This is a genomic window from Curtobacterium pomorum (assembly GCF_044497295.1).
Classification (GTDB): Bacteria; Actinomycetota; Actinomycetes; order Actinomycetales; family Microbacteriaceae; genus Curtobacterium.
This window is the reverse complement of sequence record NZ_CP172409.1, coordinates 231,691-252,913: the sequence shown is the minus strand read 5'-3', so window position 1 is coordinate 252,913 and position 21,223 is coordinate 231,691. Positions and strand designations below refer to the sequence as shown.

20 protein-coding genes are annotated in these 21,223 nt (G+C 72.0%); 13 read left to right on the top strand and 7 right to left on the bottom strand.

Annotation, left to right across the window (positions count from 1 at the left end):
• Positions 1-19 precede the first annotated feature (19 nt).
• The 5 genes from ACGH48_RS01260 to ACGH48_RS01240 form a co-directional block, all read right to left on the bottom strand.
• Complete coding sequence (locus ACGH48_RS01260; protein ID WP_396289896.1) at positions 20-943, bottom strand: ROK family protein; 924 nt, start codon at positions 941-943, stop codon at positions 20-22.
• Positions 940-2,643, bottom strand: a complete 1,704-nt coding sequence (locus ACGH48_RS01255; protein WP_396289895.1) for a dipeptide ABC transporter ATP-binding protein — start codon at positions 2,641-2,643, stop codon at positions 940-942. The genes ACGH48_RS01260 and ACGH48_RS01255 overlap by 4 nt, the downstream gene beginning before the upstream one ends.
• Complete coding sequence (locus ACGH48_RS01250; protein ID WP_396289894.1) at positions 2,643-3,536, bottom strand: ABC transporter permease; 894 nt, start codon at positions 3,534-3,536, stop codon at positions 2,643-2,645. Before ACGH48_RS01250 ends, ACGH48_RS01255 begins: the two co-directional genes overlap by 1 nt.
• A gap of 55 nt (positions 3,537-3,591) precedes the next feature.
• Positions 3,592-4,551 (bottom strand): ABC transporter permease, encoded by a 960-nt coding sequence (locus ACGH48_RS01245; protein ID WP_396289893.1) that lies wholly within the window; start codon positions 4,549-4,551, stop codon positions 3,592-3,594.
• Between the two features lie 93 nt (positions 4,552-4,644).
• Positions 4,645-6,441 carry a peptide ABC transporter substrate-binding protein gene (locus ACGH48_RS01240; protein WP_396289892.1) on the bottom strand — a complete coding sequence of 599 codons (1,797 nt, stop codon included), beginning with the start codon at positions 6,439-6,441 and terminating at the stop codon, positions 4,645-4,647.
• A 216-nt stretch (positions 6,442-6,657) separates the two neighbouring features.
• Between ACGH48_RS01240 and ACGH48_RS01235 the strand changes: the two genes are divergently transcribed.
• From ACGH48_RS01235 to ACGH48_RS01210, 6 genes are all read left to right on the top strand, one after another.
• Positions 6,658-7,842: an ROK family protein gene (locus ACGH48_RS01235; RefSeq protein ID WP_123310899.1), complete on the top strand. Its 1,185-nt coding sequence runs from the start codon at positions 6,658-6,660 to the stop codon at positions 7,840-7,842.
• Positions 7,835-9,382 carry a M81 family metallopeptidase gene (locus tag ACGH48_RS01230; RefSeq protein ID WP_396289891.1) on the top strand — a complete coding sequence of 516 codons (1,548 nt, stop codon included), beginning with the start codon at positions 7,835-7,837 and terminating at the stop codon, positions 9,380-9,382. Before ACGH48_RS01235 ends, ACGH48_RS01230 begins: the two co-directional genes overlap by 8 nt.
• Entirely contained in the window at positions 9,379-10,119 is a 741-nt protein-coding gene (locus ACGH48_RS01225) for a copper homeostasis protein CutC (protein ID WP_396289890.1), read from the top strand. Before ACGH48_RS01230 ends, ACGH48_RS01225 begins: the two co-directional genes overlap by 4 nt.
• Before the next feature lie 97 nt (positions 10,120-10,216).
• A complete protein-coding gene (locus ACGH48_RS01220) occupies positions 10,217-11,236 on the top strand; it encodes a Gfo/Idh/MocA family protein (protein ID WP_396289889.1) in 1,020 nt (339 codons plus the stop codon).
• A complete protein-coding gene (locus ACGH48_RS01215; protein ID WP_396289888.1) occupies positions 11,233-12,261 on the top strand; it encodes a Gfo/Idh/MocA family protein in 1,029 nt (342 codons plus the stop codon). Before ACGH48_RS01220 ends, ACGH48_RS01215 begins: the two co-directional genes overlap by 4 nt.
• Positions 12,262-12,310: 49 nt before the next feature.
• Entirely contained in the window at positions 12,311-13,552 is a 1,242-nt protein-coding gene (locus ACGH48_RS01210; protein ID WP_396289887.1) for an MFS transporter, read from the top strand.
• A gap of 15 nt (positions 13,553-13,567) precedes the next feature.
• Here ACGH48_RS01210 and aztA read toward each other — a convergent pair whose 3' ends face one another.
• Positions 13,568-14,200 (bottom strand): zinc ABC transporter ATP-binding protein AztA, encoded by a 633-nt coding sequence (gene aztA, locus ACGH48_RS01205; RefSeq protein ID WP_396289886.1) that lies wholly within the window; start codon positions 14,198-14,200, stop codon positions 13,568-13,570.
• Positions 14,201-14,250: 50 nt separating this feature from the next.
• On the opposite strand from aztA, the gene aztB reads away from it, so the two are divergent.
• The 4 genes from aztB to ACGH48_RS01185 are packed head-to-tail and all read left to right on the top strand — an operon-like array spanning position 14,251 to position 18,498.
• Entirely contained in the window at positions 14,251-15,141 is an 891-nt protein-coding gene (aztB, locus tag ACGH48_RS01200; protein WP_396289885.1) for a zinc ABC transporter permease AztB, read from the top strand.
• Positions 15,138-16,367, top strand: coding sequence for an ABC transporter (locus ACGH48_RS01195; protein WP_396289884.1), 1,230 nt, complete (start codon positions 15,138-15,140; stop codon positions 16,365-16,367). Before aztB ends, ACGH48_RS01195 begins: the two co-directional genes overlap by 4 nt.
• A gap of 35 nt (positions 16,368-16,402) precedes the next feature.
• A complete protein-coding gene (locus ACGH48_RS01190; protein WP_396289883.1) occupies positions 16,403-17,290 on the top strand; it encodes a metal ABC transporter solute-binding protein, Zn/Mn family in 888 nt (295 codons plus the stop codon).
• Between the two features lie 29 nt (positions 17,291-17,319).
• Positions 17,320-18,498: a hypothetical protein gene (locus ACGH48_RS01185; protein WP_396289882.1), complete on the top strand. Its 1,179-nt coding sequence runs from the start codon at positions 17,320-17,322 to the stop codon at positions 18,496-18,498.
• A 78-nt stretch (positions 18,499-18,576) separates the two neighbouring features.
• Here the strand turns inward: ACGH48_RS01185 and ACGH48_RS01180 are convergent, their stop codons facing one another.
• The gene (locus ACGH48_RS01180) at positions 18,577-18,933 is read right to left on the bottom strand and encodes a VOC family protein (RefSeq protein ID WP_396289881.1); all 357 of its coding nucleotides are present in this window, start codon (positions 18,931-18,933) and stop codon (positions 18,577-18,579) included.
• A gap of 177 nt (positions 18,934-19,110) precedes the next feature.
• Here ACGH48_RS01180 and ACGH48_RS01175 point away from each other — a divergent pair, with 177 nt between their 5' ends.
• The 3 genes from ACGH48_RS01175 to msrA all read left to right on the top strand — a co-directional run bounded on the left by ACGH48_RS01175 (position 19,111) and on the right by msrA (position 21,153).
• Positions 19,111-19,569, top strand: coding sequence for a DUF4383 domain-containing protein (locus ACGH48_RS01175; RefSeq protein WP_396289880.1), 459 nt, complete (start codon positions 19,111-19,113; stop codon positions 19,567-19,569).
• A 141-nt stretch (positions 19,570-19,710) separates the two neighbouring features.
• Positions 19,711-20,532: an aldo/keto reductase gene (locus ACGH48_RS01170; RefSeq protein WP_123310915.1), complete on the top strand. Its 822-nt coding sequence runs from the start codon at positions 19,711-19,713 to the stop codon at positions 20,530-20,532.
• 99 nt (positions 20,533-20,631) lie between these two features.
• Positions 20,632-21,153, top strand: a complete 522-nt coding sequence (gene msrA, locus ACGH48_RS01165; protein ID WP_396289879.1) for a peptide-methionine (S)-S-oxide reductase MsrA — start codon at positions 20,632-20,634, stop codon at positions 21,151-21,153.
• The last annotated feature ends 70 nt before the right edge of the window (positions 21,154-21,223 follow it).

The following is a 21,223-nucleotide window of genomic DNA, read 5'->3' as shown; positions in this document are numbered from 1 at the left end:
GCTGCCGCCGAGCCGGCCGCTACGCCGGCTCGGCCTCGAGTACCAGCGCGCGCACCTGCGACGCGGCGCCGAGCGCGACGGCGTCCGACCCGAGGGTCGACTGCGCCAAGCGGATCGTCGCGCCGCTCACCGGGGGCTCGGCCGCGATCGCCGCGGTGATGGCCGGTTCGAGCAGGTCCCACGACCGCGCGATGCCACCCCCGATCACGATCGTCGTGACGTCGAGGATGCCCGCGGTGAGCAGGGCGGCGCGCGCCAGTCCCCACCCCGCGGCCTCGAAGACGGCAGCGGCGTCCGTGTCACCGGCACGTGCGGCGACCGCGACGTCGCGCGCCGACAGCCGCCGGCCGGATCGTTCGGCGTACCGGTCGGCGATGCCGCGGGCGCCCGCGATGGTCTCGAGGTGTCCGACCTGTCCGCAGGTGCACAGCGCGTCGCCGAAGCCCGGCACGTGGCCGATCTCACCGGCGGCACCGCGCGGCCCCGCGAACAGCCGTCCGCCGAGCACGAACGCACCGCCGACCCCGGTGCCGAGGGTCATCCCGAGCACATCGGACTCCCCCGCGACGGCGCCGGTGGCGATCTCGCCGAGCAGGAACGCGTTCACGTCGTTGTCGAGCGTCGCCGGCACGCCGAGGGCGTCGTTGACCGCGCGGGTCACGCCGTAACCGGCCCAGCCGGTGAACGAGTTGCCCGTCACCAGGACGGTGCCCGTGGCCGCGTCGACCACGCCGGCCGCGCCCACCCCGACACCCGCCAAGGAGGCCCGGTGCCGGACGAGCAGGCCCGTCACCGCTCCGACGGCGGCCGTCACGATCGCTGCCCCGCCCGCGTGGGCGGGCGTCGGCAGGTCGACGCGGTCGACGACCTCGAGGTCGGGGGTCGTCAGAACGACCTTGGTGTTCGTGCCGCCGACGTCGACGCCGGCGATCACCCGGGTCACGCGGTCACCGCCGCGAGCGAGGCGAGGCGCTCGGTCCGCCGCTGCCGTTGCAGGACGGGGTCCGGCACGGGTACGGCGGCGAGCAGGCGTCGCGTGTAGTCGGTGGTGGGGTGCAGGAGCGTCGTGCCGGTGGTGCCCTGCTCCTCGACGACGCCCTGGCGCATCACGACGACGCGCTCGGCGAAGTGCTGCACCACGGCCAGGTCGTGCGAGACGAACAGGCACGCGAAGCCCAGGTCGTCCTGCAGCTCGCCGAGGACCTCGAGCACGGTCTCCTGCACGCTGACGTCGAGCGCCGAGGTCGGTTCGTCGGCGACGAGCAACCGCGGCTCGAGCACCAGGGCACGGGCCAGCGAGACCCGCTGGCGCTGCCCACCCGAGAGCTCACGCGGGGCCCGGGACGCCAGGGTCCGCGGCAGCCGGACGGCGTCGAGCACCTCGTCGATCCGGCGGCGACGGTCCGCCGACGACATGCCACGGCGGTGCACGGCGAGCGGTTCGGCGATGCACTCCGCGACGGACATCCGGGCGTCGAGGGACGCCACGGGGTCCTGCAGCACGACGCCGATGCCGGACCGGAGTGCCCGACGGTCACGACCCTTGGCGCTGCGCAGGTCCTGCCCGAACAGCGAGACCGTGCCGGACGTCGGCTTGATGAGCCCGAGCGCCACCCGGGCAGCGGTGGACTTGCCGGAGCCGGACTCACCGACCAGGCCGACCGTCTCGCCCGCGTGCACGGCGATGTCGATCCCTTGCAACGCGTGGACGGCGCGCGCCCCGCGCCCGAAGGTCACCGAGACGTCCCGCAGGTCGACCACCGGGGCCGCACCGGGCCTCCCGGCCACCGCGTCAGCGGACCCCGCGTCAGCGGACCCCGCGTCGTCCGGGGCGGCGGGACGGTCGCCCGCCACGTCGAGCCGCGGCACCGCGGCGAGCAGCCGCTTGGTGTACTCGTGCTCCGGGCGGAGCAGGACGTCCTCGACCCCGCCGGTCTCGACGATCTCGCCCTGCAGCATGACCGCGACGCGGTCCGCGAAGTCCGCGACGACGCCCATGTTGTGCGTCACGAGCAGGACGCCCGTGCCGGTGTCGACGGCGAGCTTCCGGAGCAGTTCGAGGATCTCGGCCTGCACCGTCACGTCGAGCGCGGTCGTCGGTTCGTCCGCGATGATCAGCTTCGGCGAGTTCGCGATCGCCATCGCGATCACCACGCGCTGCCGCTGCCCGCCGGACAGCTGGAAGGGGAACGACCGCGCCCGCTGCTCCGGCGACGGGATCCCGACGCGACGGAGCAGGTCGACGGCCTCGGCCGCGGCGGCGGACGCGGAGACGTCGCGGTGGTTCCGGATCACCTCGGCGATCTGTGCGCCGACCCGGGTGAGCGGGTCGAGGGCGGTCGCGGGCTCCTGGAAGACCATCGACACCGTCGAGCCCCGCAGCGCACGGAGCGACGGTTCGGAGGCGCCCACCACCTGGTGTGCCGCGACCTCGGCGCTGCCCGTCGCGGTCGCGTTGCCGGAGAGCAGGCCCATCGCGGCGAGCGCCACGGTGGACTTGCCGGACCCGGACTCGCCGACCAGGGCGAGCGTCTCGCCGGGGGCGACCGTCAGGGACACGCCCCGCACTGCCGACACGGTGCCGGACTCGGTGCTGAAGGAGACGCCGAGGTCGGACGTCCGCAGGATCGGTTCGGTGGTCATCAGCGGCCCCTCACGTCGAAGGCGTCCCGGAGCCCGTCGCCCACGGCGTTGAACGCGCAGACGATCAGGATCACGGCCAGACCCGGCGGCGCGATGAGCCACCAGCGTCCGGAGTACGCGGCGGTGAGTCCCGCCGAGAGCATGCCGCCCCAGTCCGTCGCGGGCGGCTGCACGCCGAGCCCGAGGTACGAGACGTAGGCGACGAGCAGGATCGCGTCGGCGACCTGGAAGGTGGCGGCGACGACGATCGTGGACACCGAGTTCGGCAGCAGGTGCTTGCCGATGGCGCGGGCGTGCGAGCCGCCGATCGCGCGCAGCGTCAGCACGTAGTCGCGGTTCTTCAGCGTCAGGGTCTCGGCGCGGATCAGGCGGGAGGGCACCAGCCACGACACCAGCCCGAGGATCAGGATGAGCCCGGCGACGCCGGGGGTCGTGATGGCCGAGATGACGAGCAGGATGAACAGCGCCGGGATCGCGATGCCCGCGTCGACGACGCGCATCATCAGCGCGTCGACCCAGCCGCCGACGTACCCGGCGACGGAACCCCAGAGGGTGCCGACGACGGTGGCCAGGACCCCGGCCGCGATGCCGACCATGAGCGAGACCTTGCCGCCGTACATGAGTCGGCCGAGGACGTCGTGGCCGACGGCGTCGGTGCCGAGCCAGTGGGCGGCGCTCGGACCCTGGTTGGCCTGCTCGAGCAGGGTGTGGGTCTGGTCCGTCGGGTACAGGAGCGGGCCGACGAAGCAGAACAGGACGATGACGACGATCACGGCGAGGCCGATCACGGCGAGCGTGTTGCCGCGGAACCGGCGGGCGGCGAGCCGGAACCCGGTGGCCGCGACCGTGACGGGGGCGCCCGGGGCTTCGGGTGCCAGTTGTACGGCGCTCATGCTCGGCTCGCCTTCACGTCATGGGTGGACGCAGTGTCGATCACTGTCACGGCGCTCATGCTCGGCTCGCCTTCACTCGGGGGTCGATCAATGACTGCGCGACGTCGGCGAGCAGGGTGCCGATGACGGTCGCGATGGAGATGACGAGGACGCAGCCGAGCAGCGTCGGGTAGTCCGACGACTGCGCCGCGTTCCAGAACAGGAGCCCCATGCCGGGGTAGTTGAAGAGCTGCTCCGTGACGAGGGCACCGCCGAACAGCACGGGCAGGTAGTAGCCGAGCATCGCGACGACGGGCGTCAGCGAGTTCCGGAACACGTGGCGGCGCAGGATCGTCATCGTCGACGCTCCCCCGGCGCGGGCGGTGCGGACGTAGTCCTCCTGCAGGTTCTCGAGGGTCGAGGCACGCATGTACCGGCTGAACACGGCGATCATGGCGAGCGCTCCGGTGACGACGGGCAGGACGAGCCCGGCCGGGTCCTGGAAGACCTCGGCGAGGGTGTTGCCGCTCGGCGCCTGCGACGGCAGCCACGGCAGCTGCTGGCTGAACACGATGATCAGGACGAGGCCGAGGAAGAAGGCCGGCGTCGAGTAGAAGACGAAGGCCAGCGCGGTGGCGGCGTAGTCGACCGTGCCGTTGCGGCGGGCTGCCTGGAGCATGCCGACCGGGATCGCGACGACGAGGCCGAGGACGGCGGAGATGCCGGTGAGGACGAGGGTCTTCGGCAGGCGCTCGGCGATGAGCTGCGACACCGGTTCGTTGAGCGTGTACGAGGTGCCGAGGTCACCCGTGAGCAGGCGGCCGAGGAACCGCAGGTACTGCACCGGCAGGGCCTGGTCGAGTCCCTGCGCCTGGTTGAACGCGGTGATCTGCGCGGGCGTGGCCGAGACGCCGAGGACACCGCGGGCGGGTCCGCCGGGCAGCGCGTGCAGCAGGCAGAACACCACGATCGTGACGATGAGGATCACCGCGAGCGCCTGCAGGACGCGCCTGGTGAGGTAGAGAGCTGTGGTCATGCGGCTTCCGATGGTCGGATTGGAGACGTGCGAGGGACGGGAGGCGCGGTGCGCGTCGAGCGCGCACCGCGCCTTCCGTCCGTGGTCACGGTCTTACTTGGTCCACTTCCACTGGGCCGGGTGGAAGTTGGCGAGCGAGTCCTGGTCGAACCCGGACAGGCCCTTCTTGACGACCGAGATCTGGTAGTCGGGGCTCGGCAGCCAGATCACCGGCAGGTCCTTCGCGACCGCTGCGCTGTAGTCCTGCACGGCGGTGGCGTCGGTCGAGGTGGTGGTCGCGTCGATCAGGTCGTCGACCTGCTTGTTCGAGTAGCTGCCGAAGTTCGCCGAACCGCCGGTCGAGAAGAGCGACTCACCGGTCGGGTAGGCCGGGAAGTACCAGCTGCCCGCGGTGCCGAAGAACGACAGGTCCCAGTCGCAGCTGGCCTCGTCGCTCGTGCACGTCGGGGTCTGCGACAGCACGCTCGACACCGGCGCGGTCTTGATGGTGAAGCCGATGCCGGTCTTCGCGAGCGAGGACTGGATCGCGCTCATCATGTTGTCGGTCACGGTCGAGCCGGACTGCGACAGGACGCCCATGGTGAACTTCGTGCCGTCCTTGACGCCCTCGCCGCACTGACTGTCCGACGTGCCCGGGTCGGTGCAGACCATCGTGCCGCCCTGCTCCTCCCAGCCGTGGCTGGTCAGCAGGTCCTTGGCCTTCGACGTGCTGAACGGGTACGGGTTGTCCTGCTGCACGTCGGAGACGTAGTCGGACTCCTGCGCCTGCGGGATCGGACCGTAGGTCGAGGTGGCGGTGCCGTTGAAGACGACCTTCGACAGGGACTTCTGGTCGATCGACATCTGCACGGCCTGGCGGGCGTACAGCTGCTTGAAGACCGCACCCATGTCCGGGTTGTTGAAGTTGTACGGCATGTACGTGATCGCCCAGCCGGTCCACGGCTCGACCTCGTAGCCCTTCGCCGTGAACGAGGACTCCTGGTCCATGTCCGTGGCGTTGATGTAGCCGTAGTCGACCTCGCCGGAGCGGACCGCGTTCACCTCGGCATCGGCCGTCGTGAACGGCAGCAGGTTGACGGTCGCGATCGAGGGCTTCTCGCCGCCGTCGTACTTCGTGTTCGCGGTGAGGGTGACCTTGCCGGCGGTGGTGAACGCCTTGACGCCGTAGGGACCGGAGATGGTCTTCCACAGGTCGTCGGTGGCGTAGTCGGAGATCTTGCCGGCCGCGGTGTTCAGGTACTTCCAGACCTGCTTCGCGCCGGCGGTGGTCTCATCGGCGTCGGTGACCTTCGCGCTCGCGCTCGTCTTGTCCCAGGCGTGCTGCGGCAGCGGGATGATGTGGCTCAGCTGGTTGGCGAGCATCCAGTCCGAGTTGTACGCCTTGTCGAACGTGATCGTGAAGTGGGTGTCGTCGACGGCCTTGAACGACGTCCAGTTGTCGGGCGCCTTGCCCTTCGAGTACGAGCCCCACTGGTCCTTGTTCGCCTTGATCAGGTTGAACCAGAACTCGACGTCGCGGCTGGTGATCGCCTCGCCGTCGGACCAGTGCCGGTCACCGAGGGTGATCTCGACGCTCTTGCCGTCGTCGGCGAACTCCGCGTCCGTGGCGACGGAGCCGTCCTTGTTCCACGCGATCTTGCCGGTGGAGCCGTCGTACGCGACGAGCGGCTCGTACAGCGACTGCGCGATGGAGCCGTTGTTCGTGTTGAGGTGCGCAGCGGTGCCGATCGGCAGGATCCAGTTGGGCGTGAAGTTGGCGGGGAGGGCGTAGTCGATCTCGTCCGTGTTCGCGTTCGAGGTGGCGGAGCCGCCCCCGGAACATCCGGCGAGCAGGGCGCTCACGGCGAGCGCTGCTCCGGTGAGGAGCGCCCAGCGGCGGGGCTTGGTCATGTGTGTCTCCTGGTGCGTGGGAGTTCTGGGGAGGTGGAGCACGCGTGCCGAGCGGCACGCACACAGTCAATGGCCAAAGCCGTTGGAAAAACAAACATCTTCGTGTAAAAACTGCGTTTCTGCCGATCGGACGAAAGGGTGAACGGGCCGTTCCGCCGGTTAGGCTCCGGGTGTTCGGTCGGATCGACCGTCGTTTCCCCCGGATTGGAGAAAGTCGTGACGGACCTCTCTGCTCGCGTCCTCGAACTCGTCGCGTCCGGCCAGGCCGCGAGTCGCACCGAGATCGCCACGCTGCTCGGCGCGGCTCCGTCGACGGTGTCGCACGTCGTCAGCCAGCTGCTGTCGCACGGGTTGCTCGCGGAAGAGGGCACCGACGTCTCGACCGGAGGGCGCCCGCGCAAGGTGCTCCGCATCGGCGGCGTCGACGAGTACGCGGTCGCCGCGGACGTCGGCGGCGGCCACGCGCGGGTCGGGATCGTGCTGCCAGGAGGCGCGCTCGAGTCGGTCGCGAACGTCCCGTTCGCCCTCTCCGACGGTCCGACCGCCGGACTGCAGCGACTGGCTGGCCTGCTCGAGCGGCTCGCGGACGACCGTGGTCGCGCCGGCCTGCGCGGGGTCGGCCTGAGCCTGCCCGGTCCCGTCGACGTCGAGGCCGGTGTCGTCGACCTGCCGAGCCGGATGCCCGGGTGGAACGGGTTCCCGGTGGCGGCCTGGCTGTCCGAACGCTTCGGCCTGCCGGCGATCGTCGACAACGACGCGAACTGCATGGCCGCGGGCGAGCAGAGCGTGCAGCCGCCCGGACGCCGGCAGACCATCACGATCAAGGCCGGGTCGGCGATCGGCGCGGGCATCGTCATCGACGGTCGCCTGTACCGCGGGTCCACGGGCTCGGCCGGCGACATCACCCACGTCCGGATCGACGCCGCCGGTGACACCCCCTGCTCGTGCGGGAACACCGGGTGCCTCGAGACCGTCGCGTCCGGGGCCGCCCTGGTGCGGATCCTGTCGGACGCCGGGGTCGACGTCTCCTCGACCGCCGACGTCGTCCGACTCGCTTCGGACGCCCACCCCGAGGCCACCCGTGCCGTCCGCCTGGCCGGACGGTACCTCGGCGAGGTGCTGGCGGCCAACGTGAACTTCTTCAACCCGGACGCCGTCTACCTGGGCGGCATCCTCTCCACCCTCGACCCCTTCATCGCAGCGGTGCGCAGTCAGCTCTACGAGAGCTGCCACCCGCTCATGACGCAGCACCTGGCCATCGAGCCGGTGTCGCTCGGCGCCGATGCCGGGCTCGTCGGTGCCGGGCAGTTCGCGCTGCAGCGGGGCCTCGCCGCCTCGCTCGAGGAACTGTCCACCCCCATCCCGCAGTCCACCACCAGGAACAGGAGCGTCCGTGTCTGAGACCGTGTCCGCCGCCCCCGCCGTCGCCCGACGTCCGGTCGTCGCCATCGCCGGACTGGCGATCGAGACGTCGACCTTCACGCCCACCCGCACGCACGCTCCGGCGTTCCACCCGGACCGCGGCGACGAGGTCGTCGCGCGGTACCCGTTCCTGTCCGCGATGTCGGACACGGCGGACTTCCGCGGGGCGCTCATCGGGCACGCGCTGCCCGGCGGCATCGTGGACCGCGCTTCGTACGAGGAGCTCGCGACCGAGATCGTGACGCGACTGCGCGCGATCGTCGACACCGAGCACGTGGACGGCCTCTGGTACGACATCCACGGCGCGATGGTCGTCGAGGGGCTCGACGACGCCGAGACGGACCTGCTCGGGCGGATCCGCGCGGTGATCGGCCCGGACGTCGTCGTGTCGGCGTCGATGGACCTGCACGGCAACGTCACGCGGGAGCTCGCCCACCAGGTCGACCTGGTGACCTGCTACCGGATGGCCCCGCACGAGGACGCCATGGAGACGAAGGAGCGGGCCGTCCGCAACCTGGTCGACGTGCTCACCACCCGTCCCGTCGGCGCGCAGCGCCCCGTGAAGGCCTGGATCCCGATCCCCGTCCTGCTGCCCGGCGAGCAGACCTCGACCCGCCTCGAACCCGCCGCCTCGCTGTACGCACAGGTGCCGCTCGTCGAGCAGACCGACGGTGTGCTCGACGCCGCGATCTGGGTCGGCTACGCCTGGGCGGACCAGCCGCGCGACCAGGCCGTCACCGTCGTCACCGGATGGGACGAGGCCGCCGTCGCCGCCGGCGCCGAGCGGCTCGCCCGTGCGTTCTGGGACGTCCGCGAGGACTTCGTGTTCGTCGCACCGACCGGCACGTTCGAGGAGTGCCTCGACGCGGCACTCGCTCCCGGCGCCGCGCACCCGTACTTCGTGTCCGACTCCGGCGACAACCCCACCGCGGGCGGCTCCGGCGACATGACCTGGGGCCTCACGCAGGTGCTCGCCCGCCCGGAGTTCCAGGACCCGTCCGGCCCGACCGTCATCTACGCGAGCGTGCCCGGACCGGCCGCCGTCGCCGCAGCGGTGGAGGCCGGCGTCGGCGCGACGGTCACCGTGACCGCCGGTGCGTCGGTGGACCACGTGCACGCGGGCCCGATCACGATGACCGGTCGGGTGCACGCGATCAAGCACGGCGACCGCGACGCCGAGACCGAGGTCGTGCTGCAGGTCGGCAGCGTGTTCGCGATCCTGACGAAGCTCCGGAAGCCGTACCACCACGAGCACGACTTCACCGACCTCGACCTGGCACCGCGGCAGGCGGACGTCGTCGTCGTGAAGATCGGGTACCTCGAGCCGGAGCTGTTCGACATGGCCGCCGACTGGATGCTCGCACTCACCCCTGGCGGTGTCGACCAGGACCTGCTCCGCCTCGGGCACCACAGGATCGCGCGCCCGATGTTCCCCTACGATCGAGTGTTCCCCGAGGCCCCGGACCTGACCGCCAGGATCATCCCGGCCTCGGACCAGCCACTCGGAGCCTCTGCATGACCCCTTCGCCCGTTGCACTCGAGATCGCGGTCACGTCGCCCCAGGGTGCCGTCGTCGCACGGGACGGCGGGGCCGACCGGGTCGAGCTCTGCGTCGGGCTCGAGCTCGGCGGCCTCACCCCGTCGCAGGCCCTGGTCGAGACGACCCACGAGACCGGGATCCCGGCGCACGCGCTGGTCCGGTGCCGCCCCGGCGGGTTCGTGCACACCCCCGACGAGGTCGAGCTCATGGTGCGCGAGGTCCGGACGGTCCTGCGATCCGGAGCCGCCGGCGTCGTCGTCGGTGCACTGCGCCCCGACCGGACCCTCGACGAGGACGCCCTGCGGCGCTTCGTCGACGCCGCCCGCTCGGTCAGTGCGACGGCGGAGATCACCCTGCACCGGGCGATCGACCACGCGGTGGACCCCGTCGCCGCAGCAGCCACGCTCGCGGCGCTCGGCTTCACCCGCGTGCTGACGTCCGGCGGCGCCCCCACCGCGGGTGCCGGCGCAGCCACGATCGCCCGGATGGTCGACGCCGCCGGGCCGGTGCAGGTCATGGCCGGTGCCGGTGTCACCCCCGCCGACATCGGTGCGCTCGTCGCCACGGGCGCAGCCGCCGTGCACCTGTCGGCCAAGCGAGCCGCGCCGGACAGTGCGCACGCGGGGGTCCCGATGGGCGGCGCCGACGACGGCTCAGCACACTTCGTGACCGACGCCGAGGTCGTGGCCGCCGCGCGACGCGCCCTCGACGCCTGAGTCCGAGCCCGCCTGAGTACTGCCCTCCGACCGGCGGCTCGGTAGCATGGCCCGGTCCCCGTCACCGTCGACCGGCCCACCCCGCGAAGGAGCCCCGATGCCCCCGACCCCGCCACGGATCGGCCTCGTCGGCGCCGGCGGCATCGCACACGCGCACATGCCGGGCCTGCTCCGTCTCGGCCCGGTCGTCGTGTACGCGCAGGACGGTGCTGAGGACCTGGCCGCCGCGTTCGGTCCGGCCGCAGCCGCCGTGGGTTCCTCGATCACCGTCGTCGACACGCTCGACGACCTGTTCGACGCCGTCGACGTCGTGGACGTGGTGACACCGACCTTCGCCCACGCCGAGGTCGTGCGCGCCGCACTCGCCGCCGGCAAGGACGTCGTGTCCGAGAAGCCGCTCGCCCGGACCGACGCCGACGCCACGGACCTGGTGTCCCGTGCTCGTGAGGCGGGCCGACAGCTCTACCCGGCCCACGTGGTGCGCTTCTTCCCCGCGTACGTGCGCCTGCACGAAGCCGTCACCACGGGCCTCCTGGGCGACCTGGCCGTCCTGCGGTTCGTCCGCTCCGGCGCGTTCCCGATCCGCACCGCGTGGTTCGCCGACCGGGCGCTGTCCGGCGGCATCGTGATGGACCAGATGATCCACGACCTCGACATCGCCCGCTGGGTCGCCGGACCGGTCACCACGGTGTCGGCGGTCGGCGTCCGCGCCGGCACCGAGGCCGAGCCGGTCGAGGCGGCGCACGTCCTGCTCACGCACGAGTCGGGGGCGATCAGCCACGTCGCCGGGATCTGGGGGCCGCAGCACCTCGCGTTCTCGACCGAGTACTCGGTGACGGGCACGCGCGGCAGCCTGGCGCACCGGTCGCTCGACGAACAGGACTACGTCGCCGACCTCGCGGTGCCCGACGCCGCGGACGGCTTCCTGCCCGAGGTCGACCCAGCCGACGACCCGTACGGACTCGAGCTCGCCGAGTTCCTCGGGGCGTTCGCCGGTGGTGCCGCACCCCGGGTGACCGCGGCGGACGGCGCCGAGGCGGTCCGGATCGCGAACGCGGCACTCGAGTCGATGGACACCGGACAGCCGGTGCACCTGGCGACGGGGGCCCGCGCATGACCGCCCTGAAGATCGCCGTGATGTCGTTCGCCCACACCCACGCGATCGGCTACCTCACCGCCCTCGCCGCGATGCCCGGGGTCGAGGTCCGCGGTGCCGACCCGGACGGCGTCAGCACGGGCGACGCGGTCATCGAGCTGCGCGGCCGCGACCTGGCCGACGAGCTCGGGGTCGACTACGCGGACACCTACGACGAACTGCTCGCCTGGGGGCCGGACGCGGTCGTCGTCACGAGCGAGAACGCCCGGCACCGCGAACTCGTCGCGGCCGCGGCCGCCGCCGGCGCGCACGTCCTGTGCGAGAAGCCGCTCGCCACCAGTTGGGGGGACGGCCTCGCGATCCGCGACGCCGTCGAGGCCGCGGGGGTCATGCTCATGGTGGCGTTCCCGGTGCGGTTCACCTCGGCGTTCGACAAGCTCCGCGCGGCGCAAGACTCCGGCGCGCTCGGGCAGCTGTTCTCGGTCCGCGGCGCGAACAACGGCATGCTGCCCCTGACCCGGTCGTGGTTCACCGAACCGGAGCTGTCCGGCGGCGGCGCGATCGTCGACCACGTCGTGCACATCGCGGACCTGCTCGAGGGGCTGATGGGGTCGGCGCCCGTCACCGTGACCGCGGTGGCGAACCGCACGCTGCACGCGGCCCGGGCGCAGGCGGAGACCGCCGGACTCGTCACGATCACGTACGCGAACGGCGTCGTCGCCGCGATCGACTGCTCGTGGAGCAAGCCGGACACCTCGGCGGTGTGGGGTGGGCTCACGCTCGACGTCGCCGGGACGGGCGGCACGGTGTCGCTCGACTTCTTCGGGGCAGCTGCGCGCGGGATCGTCGCGGAGACCGGGCTGCCGATCGAGTCCCGCACCGGCGCCGACCCCGATGCCGTGATGCTCCGCACGTTCGTCGACGCCGTGCGGTCGGGCGTGCAGCCGCAGCCGGACGTGCACGTCGGGCTGCGGACCCTGTCGATCGTGCTCGCCGCGCAGGAGTCGGTGGCGTCGGGCCGCACGGTGCCGGTACCCGGCGAGTAGCGACACGACACGCGGGAATGGCCCGCGACCAGCGCTGCTTGACGAACCCATGACCTCGTCAGCAGAGCGCCGCGGGTGGCTCGGTGTCACGTCCGTCGCACTCGGATCCTTCGTCCTCGTGCTCTCGGAGTTCTTGCCGATCGGGCTCCTGCCCGCCATCGCCGCCGACCTCGACGTCGGGATCGGCACGGCGGGGCTCATGGTCGTCGCCACGGGGCTGGTCGGCGCCGTGGCTGCACCGGTCGTCACCGTCCTGACCTCGCGCGTGGACCGCCGCGTCGTGCTCGTGTCGTTGACCGTGCTGCTCGTGGTGGCGGACGGGCTCGCGGCGATCGCGCCCTCGTTCGGTGTGCTGCTCGTGGCGCGGATGCTCCTGGGCGTCGGCATCGGCGGGTTCTGGGCGATCGGCGCCGGCATCGCCGGTCGACTGGTCCGGCCGGCCGCCACGATCCGGGCGACCTCGCTCATCACCGCCGGGGTCTCGGTCGCGACGGTCGTGAGCCTGCCGCTGGGCGCCCTCGTCTCGTCACTCGCCACCTGGCGGCTCGCGTTCGTCATCGGCGGCGTGCTCGGTCTGGTCGCGCTCGTCCTGCAGCTCGCGATGCTGCCGCGCATCCCCGCGCAGCAGCAGGTCCGGTTCGCGACGCTCGGGTCGCTGCTCCGCGTCCCCCGCGCCCGTGTCGGTCTGATCGCCGCCGCGTTCCTGTTCGCCGCCCAGTTCGCCGCGTACACGTACATCGCCCCGTACCTGCAGGACCTGGTCGGGGTCGGCCCGGACACCGTCACGCTCGCGCTCCTGGTGTTCGGCGTCGCGGGGATCGTCGGGAACTTCGCCGCCGGCTTCACCCTGGGCCGGAGCGTGCTCGGGACGATCAGTGTGTCGAAGGTCGCCCTCGCGGCCGCCGTGGTCCTGCTCCCCCTGCTCGCGCACTCCGTCGTCGGGGTGTTCGTGCTGCTCGTGGTGTGGGGGCTGGTCTGGGGCGCGTTGCCGCTCGGCATGCAGACGTGGATGTCCACGGCGTCGCCCGCCGGGTCCGAGACCGGGCTCGCGCTGTTCGTCACGACCATCCAGCTCGCGATCGCCGCGGGCTCGGTGCTCGGCGGCGTGGCGGTGTCCTCGTTCGGGCTCGCCGCGGACTTCTGGTTGTCCGGAGGGGTCGCCGTCGTGGGCGCGATCGTGCTCGTCTCCCTCGGGCTGCGCCGCTCGAGCGCAGTGCCGGTCGCCGACGAGGCTCCGGCACCGGCGCCGGTGACGACCTCGACGGGTTCCGTCGCCGTCGCCTGCCCCTGACCGCTCCCCGCGCCCTCAGGGCGCGGGGAGCGTGACCACGGCGTCGGCTGCGGCGATCGCCGCGGGGTCGTGTGCGGCGTGCACGACCACGACGCCGTCGGCTGCCTCGGCGGCGAGCGCCGCCACCACGAGCGCCGCCGAGTCCGCGTCGACGCCGGCCGTCGGTTCGTCGACGAGCAGCACCCGGGCCCGTTGCGCGAGGCCGAGCGCGACGAGCGTCCGCTGCCGCTGACCGCCGGAGAGCTCGGCGAGCGGACGGTCGGCGAGGTCGGCGATCGCCATCCGCTCGAGCTGCGCGTCGACGACGGCACGGTCGTCGCGGCCGAGCGGGCGCCACCAGGCCCGGTGGCGCCACCGCCCCATCGCGACGGTCGCGCGGACGGTGAGCGGGAGCGTGGTCGGCGGCACGGACTGGCTCACGTGGGCGACGCCGTCGGACGGGAGGCCCGTGATGCGCCCGGCGGTCGGCCGCAGCACGCCGGCGACCACGTCGAGCAGCGTCGACTTGCCGGACCCGTTGGGTCCGGTCAGCGCGGTGACCTGGCCGGCGGCGAAGGTCGCGTCGAGGCCGTCGAGGACGGTCCGCTCCCCACGCAGGGCGGTCACCCGGTCGAGGCGGACGGCTGGTGGCGGGTCGGTCGCTGGCACCTGAGCACGCTATCAGTATCGATACTCGTTTTCATGTAGCGTCTCGGACCGTGACCTGGCTGACCAATCCCTTCACCGTCGACTTCATGGTGCGCGCCCTGACCGGTGGCGCCCTGGCCGCGGTCCTGTGCGCCGTCGTCGGCACCTGGGTGCTCGTGCGCGGGATGGCGTTCCTGGGCGAGGCACTGTCGCACGGCATGCTGCCCGGCGTCGCGATCGCAGCCCTCACCGGCGTCCCCGCGGTGCTCGGTGCCGCCGTGAGCGCCGGGGTGATGGTGTTCGGTGTCGGGGCGCTCCGGCGGCGTGGCGGCCTGTCGTACGACACCTCGATCGGGTTGCTCTTCGTGGGCATGCTCGCGCTCGGGGTCATCATCGTGTCTGCGTCGCGGTCCTTCGCCACCGACGTCACCGCGATCCTGTTCGGCGACGTGCTGGCCGTCACCCGCGCCGACCTCGGCGGCCTGGCGGTCGCGGTCGCCGTCGCGCTGGTCGTCGCCGCGGTGTTCCACCGGCCGTTCACCGCGCTGGCGTTCGACGTCCGCAAGGCCGCGACGCTCGGCCTGCACCCACGGCTCGCCGAGGTGGTCCTCATCGGCCTGGTCACACTCGCCGTCGTCGCCTCGTACCGGGCAGTCGGCACCCTGCTGGTCGTCGGGCTGCTGCTCGCGCCCGCCGCCGCGGCCCGCGCCTGGACGAAGCACGTCGCCTCGACGATGCTCCTCGGCGCGGTGCTCGGTGTCGTCGCCGTCCTGGTCGGCCTGCTCGTCTCGTGGCACGCCGGCACCGCCGCCGGCGCGAGCATCGCGGCCGTCGCCGTCGCGGGGGTCGCCCTGTCCCGCGCCACCGCCGCCGTCGTCCGCGGGGTCGCGCGCACCACTGCACGGAGCGACGCACACCCCGCCGACCACCCCGTCCGAGCACCAGCACGAGAGGCACCATGAACCACGATCCGACCACCGACCGCGCGAGCACACGACTCCGGACGACACGACTCCTGGGAGCCGTGGGCCTGACGGCCGGCCTCGCCCTCACCGCCACGGCGTGCTCCACCACCTCGGCGCCGCAGGCCGACGTCGCCACCGCGACCACGGCTCCACACGGGTACGTGGCGGGGGCGACCGAGTCCCAGGAACCCCAGCTGGGCCTCCTGGCCGTCGCTGCGACCGGCGAGACGGCGCTGCACGACCTGCTCACCGGCGAGACGACCGACCTGGACCGCGTCGACGCGGCCCAGCACGCCGCGACCGACGGCCGGTTCCTCGTGACGAGCGACGGCGACCGCACCACGGTCGTCGACGGCGGCTCCTGGACCGTCGACCACGGCGACCACACGCACTACTACGCCGCCGAGCCGCGCGTCGTCGGGACGCTCGAGGGCGGCGGCCCGGTCCAGGTGCACTCCTCGGAGACGATGACCACGATCGCCTGGCCGGAACGCGGCGAGGCGGTGGTGCTCGACCGCGCGGCACTCGGGCAGGGCGAGCTCGACGAGACCGCACGACTGGACGCAACCGTGCTGCTGCCGCTCGGCGAGCACCTGGTGGCCGCCGAGGGCGACACCGTCCACGTCCTCGATGCCGACGGAGAGCGGACCAGGTCGACCGCGTCGACCGGGTCGACCGGGTCCGGACGGCCGTGCATCGACCCGGCCGGCGGGATCGTCACCCGCGCCGGCGCCGTGGTGGGGTGCGCCGACGGAGCCGTCGTCGTCGACGAGGCCGGCGGGATCTCGTTCGTCGCGCTGCCGGACGACGCCGAGCGACCGACCGACTTCGCCGCGCGGGCCGGCCGCCCCACAGTCGCCGGACTCGCGGGCGACACCGGGTTCTGGCTGCTCGACGTGCGGGAACGCGCGTGGCAGCACGTCGCGACCGAACGGCCACTGCGCGCCGTGGTCGCCGTCGACGACCAGGACGAGCACGTGGTCGGGGTCGACGACACCGGCCGGGTCGTCGTCGTGACCGCGTCCACCGGTGCCGTCGCGACCACCGCTCCCGTGGTGGACGGCGACACGGCGCCGCTGCTGCAGCTCGACGCGCAGCGCGCCTACGTGGCCGACCCGACGAGTGCCGTCGTGCACGAGATCGACTTCGCGGACGGCGCCCGCGTGGCCCGGACCATCGAATTGCCGTTCGCGCCCGTCGCGTTCGCCGAGGTGGGACTGTGAGCGGAACCACGCCTGTCCGGCGCACCGCACGGGCGGTGGCAGTGGCCCTCGTCGCCACAGCCGTCGCCGTCACGACAGCCGCCTGCACCACGACCGGCTCGGACCGTCCACTCGTCGCCGTGACGACGAACATCCTGGGCGACGTCGTGACCGAGGTCGTCGGCGACGACGTCGACGTCATGGTGCTCATGCCCCCTGGTGGCGACCCGCACTCGTTCGAGGTGTCCGCGCAGCAGGCGGCGCGACTCCGGAGCGCAGACCTCGTGGTCGAGAACGGCCTCGGGCTCGAGGAAGGCGTGGCCCACCACGTCCGCGCCGCGGCCGACGACGGCGTACCCGTCTTCACCGCCGGTGACGCGATCGACGCCCTGGAGTGGACCACCGACGACGACAGCGGCTCGGACCCGCACTTCTGGACGGACCCCGCGCGCATGGTCGACGTGGTCGACGCCCTCGACGACGAACTGGACGCCGTCGGCATCGACGCACCCGGCACCGAGGCGTACACCGACCGGCTCGACGCCCTCGATGCCGACATGACCGCCGCCTTCGACACCGTCCCCGCCGACCGCAAGGCCCTGGTGACGAACCACCACGTGTTCGGGTACCTCGCCGACCGCTACGGGTTCCGGGTGGTGGGGGCCGTGATCCCGAGCGGCACGACCCTGGCTTCCCCGAGCGCCGCCGACCTGCGTGACCTGGCGGACGCGATCGAGCAGGCGGGCGTCCCGACGATCTTCGCCGATGCCTCGCAACCTGCACGCCTGGCCGAGGTCCTGGCGGAGGAGGTCGACGTGCAGGTGTCGATCCGCTCGCTGGCGACCGAGTCCCTGACCGAGGACGGCGCGGCGTCGACCTACCTCGGGATGATGCGCTCGAACACCGAGGCGATCGTCGACGGCCTGACGACTCCGATTTCTTGATGAGAATGAGAATCAGTACAGTGATGTCCATGACCAGAACCAAGACCCTCCGCGCCGCGGCACTGCCCACCGCGCTGCTCGGTGCCGCAGCCCTGGCCCTGACCGGGTGCGCCACCGACGCCGCCGACGCCGAGCGGACCCCGACCCCGAAGGCCGACGGCACCCGCATCACACTCACCTACGACGGCGGCCTGCTCGTGCTCGACCAGGACCTGCGGGTCGTGGCCGACGACGCCGTCGACGGCTTCACCCGCGTGAACCCCGCCGGCGACGGCCGCCACGTGCTCGTCACGGTGCCGGAGGGCTTCCGGGTGCTCGACACCGCGGCGGACCCGGCCCTGACCGACGCGGTCTTCCCGGCCGACACCGGCGGACACGCCGTCGTGCACGGCGACCGCACCGCCCTGTTCGCCGACGGCACCGGCGACGTGACGACCTTCGACAACACCGAGCTCGACGGCGCCGAGCTGCCCGAGGTCGAGACGACGGAGTCCGAGGCCGCCCACCACGGCGTCGCGATCGAGCTCGAGGACGGCACGCTCCTGACGACCATCGGCACCGAGGAGAGCCGCTCCGGCGTGCGCGCCCTGGACGCCGACGGCGAGGAGATCACCCGGTCCGAGCAGTGCCCGGACGTGCACGGCGAAGGTGCCGTCACGGGTGAGGTCGCGGTGTTCGGCTGCACCGACGGCGCCCTCGTCTACACCGACGGCGCGTTCGAGAAGCTCGACGCCCCCACCGAGTACGGCCGCACCGGCAACCTGTTCACCACGGACACGTCATCGGTCGCGGTCGGCGACTACAACGACGACCCGGACAGCGAGGGCTACCTGCTCGACCAGATCGCCCTGATCGACGCGGCCTCGGGGAAGTACACCGTCGCGGACATGCCCGACGGCGTCGGCTTCACGTTCCGCGACCTCGCGCGCGGCCCCGGCGACGAAGCGGTGGTCCTCGGTGACGACGGCGCCCTGCACACCTTCGACGAGACCACCGGCGACCAGCTCGACTCGTTCCCCGTGATCGACGCGTGGGAGGGCCCGGCCGAGTGGCAGGACGCCCACCCCGCCGTGAAGGTCGCGGGCGACATCGCCTACGTCACGGACCCCGCCGAGCAGAAGGTGCACGCGGTCGACCTGACCACTGGGAAGGTCGTCGCCTCCAGCGACGAGCTGCCGGGCGTGCCCAACGAGATCGCGGTCGCGTAGCGCTCTGCAGGCGACCACCCGCGGGCGGGAGGCCCGGTGCCAGCTGGCACCGGGCCTCCCGTCCGTCCTGGGACCGCTTCAGCCCTGCGGCGGCGCGTAGAACTGCAGGTCGTTGCCCTCGCTGTCCTTGAACGGGACGATCTTGCCCCACGGATGCTCGCTGATCTCGCCCTGCACGTCCGCACCGCGCTCGCGGATGCTCGCCAGCTCGTCCTCGATCGACCCGTCCGGCTGGAACGTGATGACCGCTCCCCCGCCGCTCGACGGGCTCGCCGACTCACGGCCGTTCGGGCCGATCATCAGGCCGTTCGCGTCGATCTCGCTCCAGTCGTCGGACTCGTCCGTGACCGTCAGCCCGAGGGTGTCGCGGTAGAACGCGACCGCCCGCTGCATGTCGGTGACCGGGACCCATACCGCTGCGACTCCGCTTGCCATGGTGCTGCCTTCCGTCGGTGTTGCCGTACGGCGGAGCGTAGGCAGCGGGGCATGCGGGCCGGTTCAGCGGACGCCCGCACGTTCGGAAATCGGATGTCCCCTGCAATCCGACTGCGCATCGGCCCCGAATCCCCTGTGCGCAACATCCGTGGCGCGCTCGACAAGAGAGGTCTCACCATGACCAGCAACGCAGCAACCGCTCGCAACCGCACCGGCTCGACGTGGACCCAGAAGGGTGCGCTCCTCTTCGGTGTCGTCTTCCTGATCGTCGGCATCGCCGGCTTCATCCCCGGGCTCACCATGGACATGGGCTCGATGTCGATGGCCGGTCACGGCTCCATGGCCCTGCTCCTGGGCCTGTTCCAGGTGTCGGTCCTGCACAACATCGTGCACCTGCTCTTCGGCATCGTCGGACTTGTCGCAGCCCGTTCGGCGTCGGGCGCTCGCCTATACCTGATCGTCGGCGGCATCGTCTACGCGGTCCTGTTCGTCTACGGTCTGTTCACGGCCGGCATGGCGGACCCCGCGAACTTCGTCCCCCTGAACAGCGCGGACAACGTCCTGCACGCGTTCCTCGCCGTCGCGATGATCGTTCTCGGCTTCGTGCTGCCGCGCATCGGCGCGCGCACGCGCTGACAGTCGTCCGTCGCTTGAGGCGTTCGCGCCCCCTGGCGGGCATCGCGCCCATGTGAGTCGGGGCGCGATGCCCGCGCAGGGGCGCGGTGCGCGGCGGCGGCGCTCCACACGTCCACCAACCCGCGGCGTACTGTCCGACGCATGCCCGCTCTCATCGACACGTTCACCCTGTCCAACGGCCTGCACATCCCGAAGATCGGCTTCGGCACCTGGCAGATCCCGTCCGGTTCCGACGCGTACGACGCCACGAAGACCGCGCTCGACCTCGGCTACCGCCACATCGACACCGCCCTGGCCTACGGCAACGAGGCCAGCGTCGGCGAGGCCGTCCGTGACAGCGGCATCCCCCGCGACGAACTCTTCATCACCACGAAGCTGCCGGCCGAGGTCAAGACCGCGTCCGGTGCCCGCGACGCCTTCGAGGAGTCCAGCCGCAACCTCGACCTCGGACACGTCGACCTGTACCTGATCCACGCGCCCTGGCCCTGGAGCGACATGGGCTCCGACCACCGCGACGGCAACGTCGAGGTGTGGAAGGTCTTCGAGGAGCTCTACGACGCCGGCCGCACCAAGAGCATCGGTGTCTCGAACTTCGCCGTCGCCGACCTCGAGGACCTGCTCGGCCGCACCGACGTCGTCCCGCACGCCAACCAGATCCGCTGGTTCATCGGTAACACCCAGGACGAGACGACCGCCTTCGACCGCGAGCACGACATCCTCACCGAGGGCTACTCGCCGCTCGCCACGGGTGGCCTGCTCGAGAACGAGCAGATCGCCGAGATCGCGGCGAAGTACGACAAGTCCGTTGCGCAGGTCGCCATCCGCTACCTGCTCGAGAAGGACGTCCTGCCCCTGCCGAAGTCCACGACCCCGTCGCGCATCGCCGCGAACGCCGACGTCGACTTCGTGCTCTCCGCCGACGACGTGGCCGCGCTCGACGCGCTCGAGGACACCACGAACTGACGCGACCCGACATCCGGCGGCACGGGAACAGACAGCCCCTGTTGCCGGTTGCACCACACGGTGCCGCAGCCAGCGGCACGACGACCTCAGGAGGCCACCATGACCACCACCGAAACCGCCATCCTCGCCGGCGGCTGCTTCTGGGGAGCGCAGCAGCTCCTCCGTCGCCGACCCGGCATCGTCAGCACCCGCGTCGGCTACTCGGGTGGCGACACCCCGAACGCGACGTACCGCAACCACGGTGACCACGCCGAGGCTGTCGAGATCGTCTTCGACCCGTCGGAGATCTCGTACCGCGACCTGCTCGAGTTCTTCTTCCAGATCCACGACCCGTCGACGAAGGACCGTCAGGGCAACGACGTCGGCCGTGCCTACCGTTCGGCGATCTTCTTCACCTCGCCCGAGCAGGAGCAGGTCGCGCGCGACACCATCGCCGACGTGGACGCGTCCGGCATCTGGCCCGGCAAGGTCGTCACCGAGGTCGAGCCCGCGGGCGACTTCTGGCAGGCCGAGGAGGAGCACCAGGACTACCTCGAGAAGTACCCCGCCGGTTACACGTGCCACTTCGTGCGTCCGGGTTGGAAGCTCCCGAACCGCGACGAGGCGACCGCGGCGGTCTAGCAGCGACAGACCATGAGACGGGAGGGACGGTGCCAGCTGGCACCGTCCCTCCCGTCTGCTCTTGGGTCAC

What these genes read in the sequence shown, in the direction of transcription:
- ACGH48_RS01195 (WP_396289884.1), top strand. Translation starts at nt 15,138, where the DNA reads ATGAACCACGATCCGACCACCGACCGCGCGAGCACACGACTCCGGACG.
- ACGH48_RS01255 (WP_396289895.1), bottom strand. Translation starts at nt 2,643, where the DNA reads ATGACCACCGAACCGATCCTGCGGACGTCCGACCTCGGCGTCTCCTTC.
- ACGH48_RS01210 (WP_396289887.1), top strand. Translation starts at nt 12,311, where the DNA reads ATGACCTCGTCAGCAGAGCGCCGCGGGTGGCTCGGTGTCACGTCCGTC.
- ACGH48_RS01225 (WP_396289890.1), top strand. Translation starts at nt 9,379, where the DNA reads ATGACCCCTTCGCCCGTTGCACTCGAGATCGCGGTCACGTCGCCCCAG.
- ACGH48_RS01175 (WP_396289880.1), top strand. Translation starts at nt 19,111, where the DNA reads ATGACCAGCAACGCAGCAACCGCTCGCAACCGCACCGGCTCGACGTGG.
- ACGH48_RS01215 (WP_396289888.1), top strand. Translation starts at nt 11,233, where the DNA reads ATGACCGCCCTGAAGATCGCCGTGATGTCGTTCGCCCACACCCACGCG.
- ACGH48_RS01220 (WP_396289889.1), top strand. Translation starts at nt 10,217, where the DNA reads ATGCCCCCGACCCCGCCACGGATCGGCCTCGTCGGCGCCGGCGGCATC.
- ACGH48_RS01240 (WP_396289892.1), bottom strand. Translation starts at nt 6,441, where the DNA reads ATGACCAAGCCCCGCCGCTGGGCGCTCCTCACCGGAGCAGCGCTCGCC.
- ACGH48_RS01245 (WP_396289893.1), bottom strand. Translation starts at nt 4,551, where the DNA reads ATGACCACAGCTCTCTACCTCACCAGGCGCGTCCTGCAGGCGCTCGCG.
- msrA (WP_396289879.1), top strand. Translation starts at nt 20,632, where the DNA reads ATGACCACCACCGAAACCGCCATCCTCGCCGGCGGCTGCTTCTGGGGA.
- ACGH48_RS01250 (WP_396289894.1), bottom strand. Translation starts at nt 3,536, where the DNA reads ATGAGCGCCGTACAACTGGCACCCGAAGCCCCGGGCGCCCCCGTCACG.
- ACGH48_RS01185 (WP_396289882.1), top strand. Translation starts at nt 17,320, where the DNA reads ATGACCAGAACCAAGACCCTCCGCGCCGCGGCACTGCCCACCGCGCTG.
- ACGH48_RS01170 (WP_123310915.1), top strand. Translation starts at nt 19,711, where the DNA reads ATGCCCGCTCTCATCGACACGTTCACCCTGTCCAACGGCCTGCACATC.
- ACGH48_RS01180 (WP_396289881.1), bottom strand. Translation starts at nt 18,933, where the DNA reads ATGGCAAGCGGAGTCGCAGCGGTATGGGTCCCGGTCACCGACATGCAG.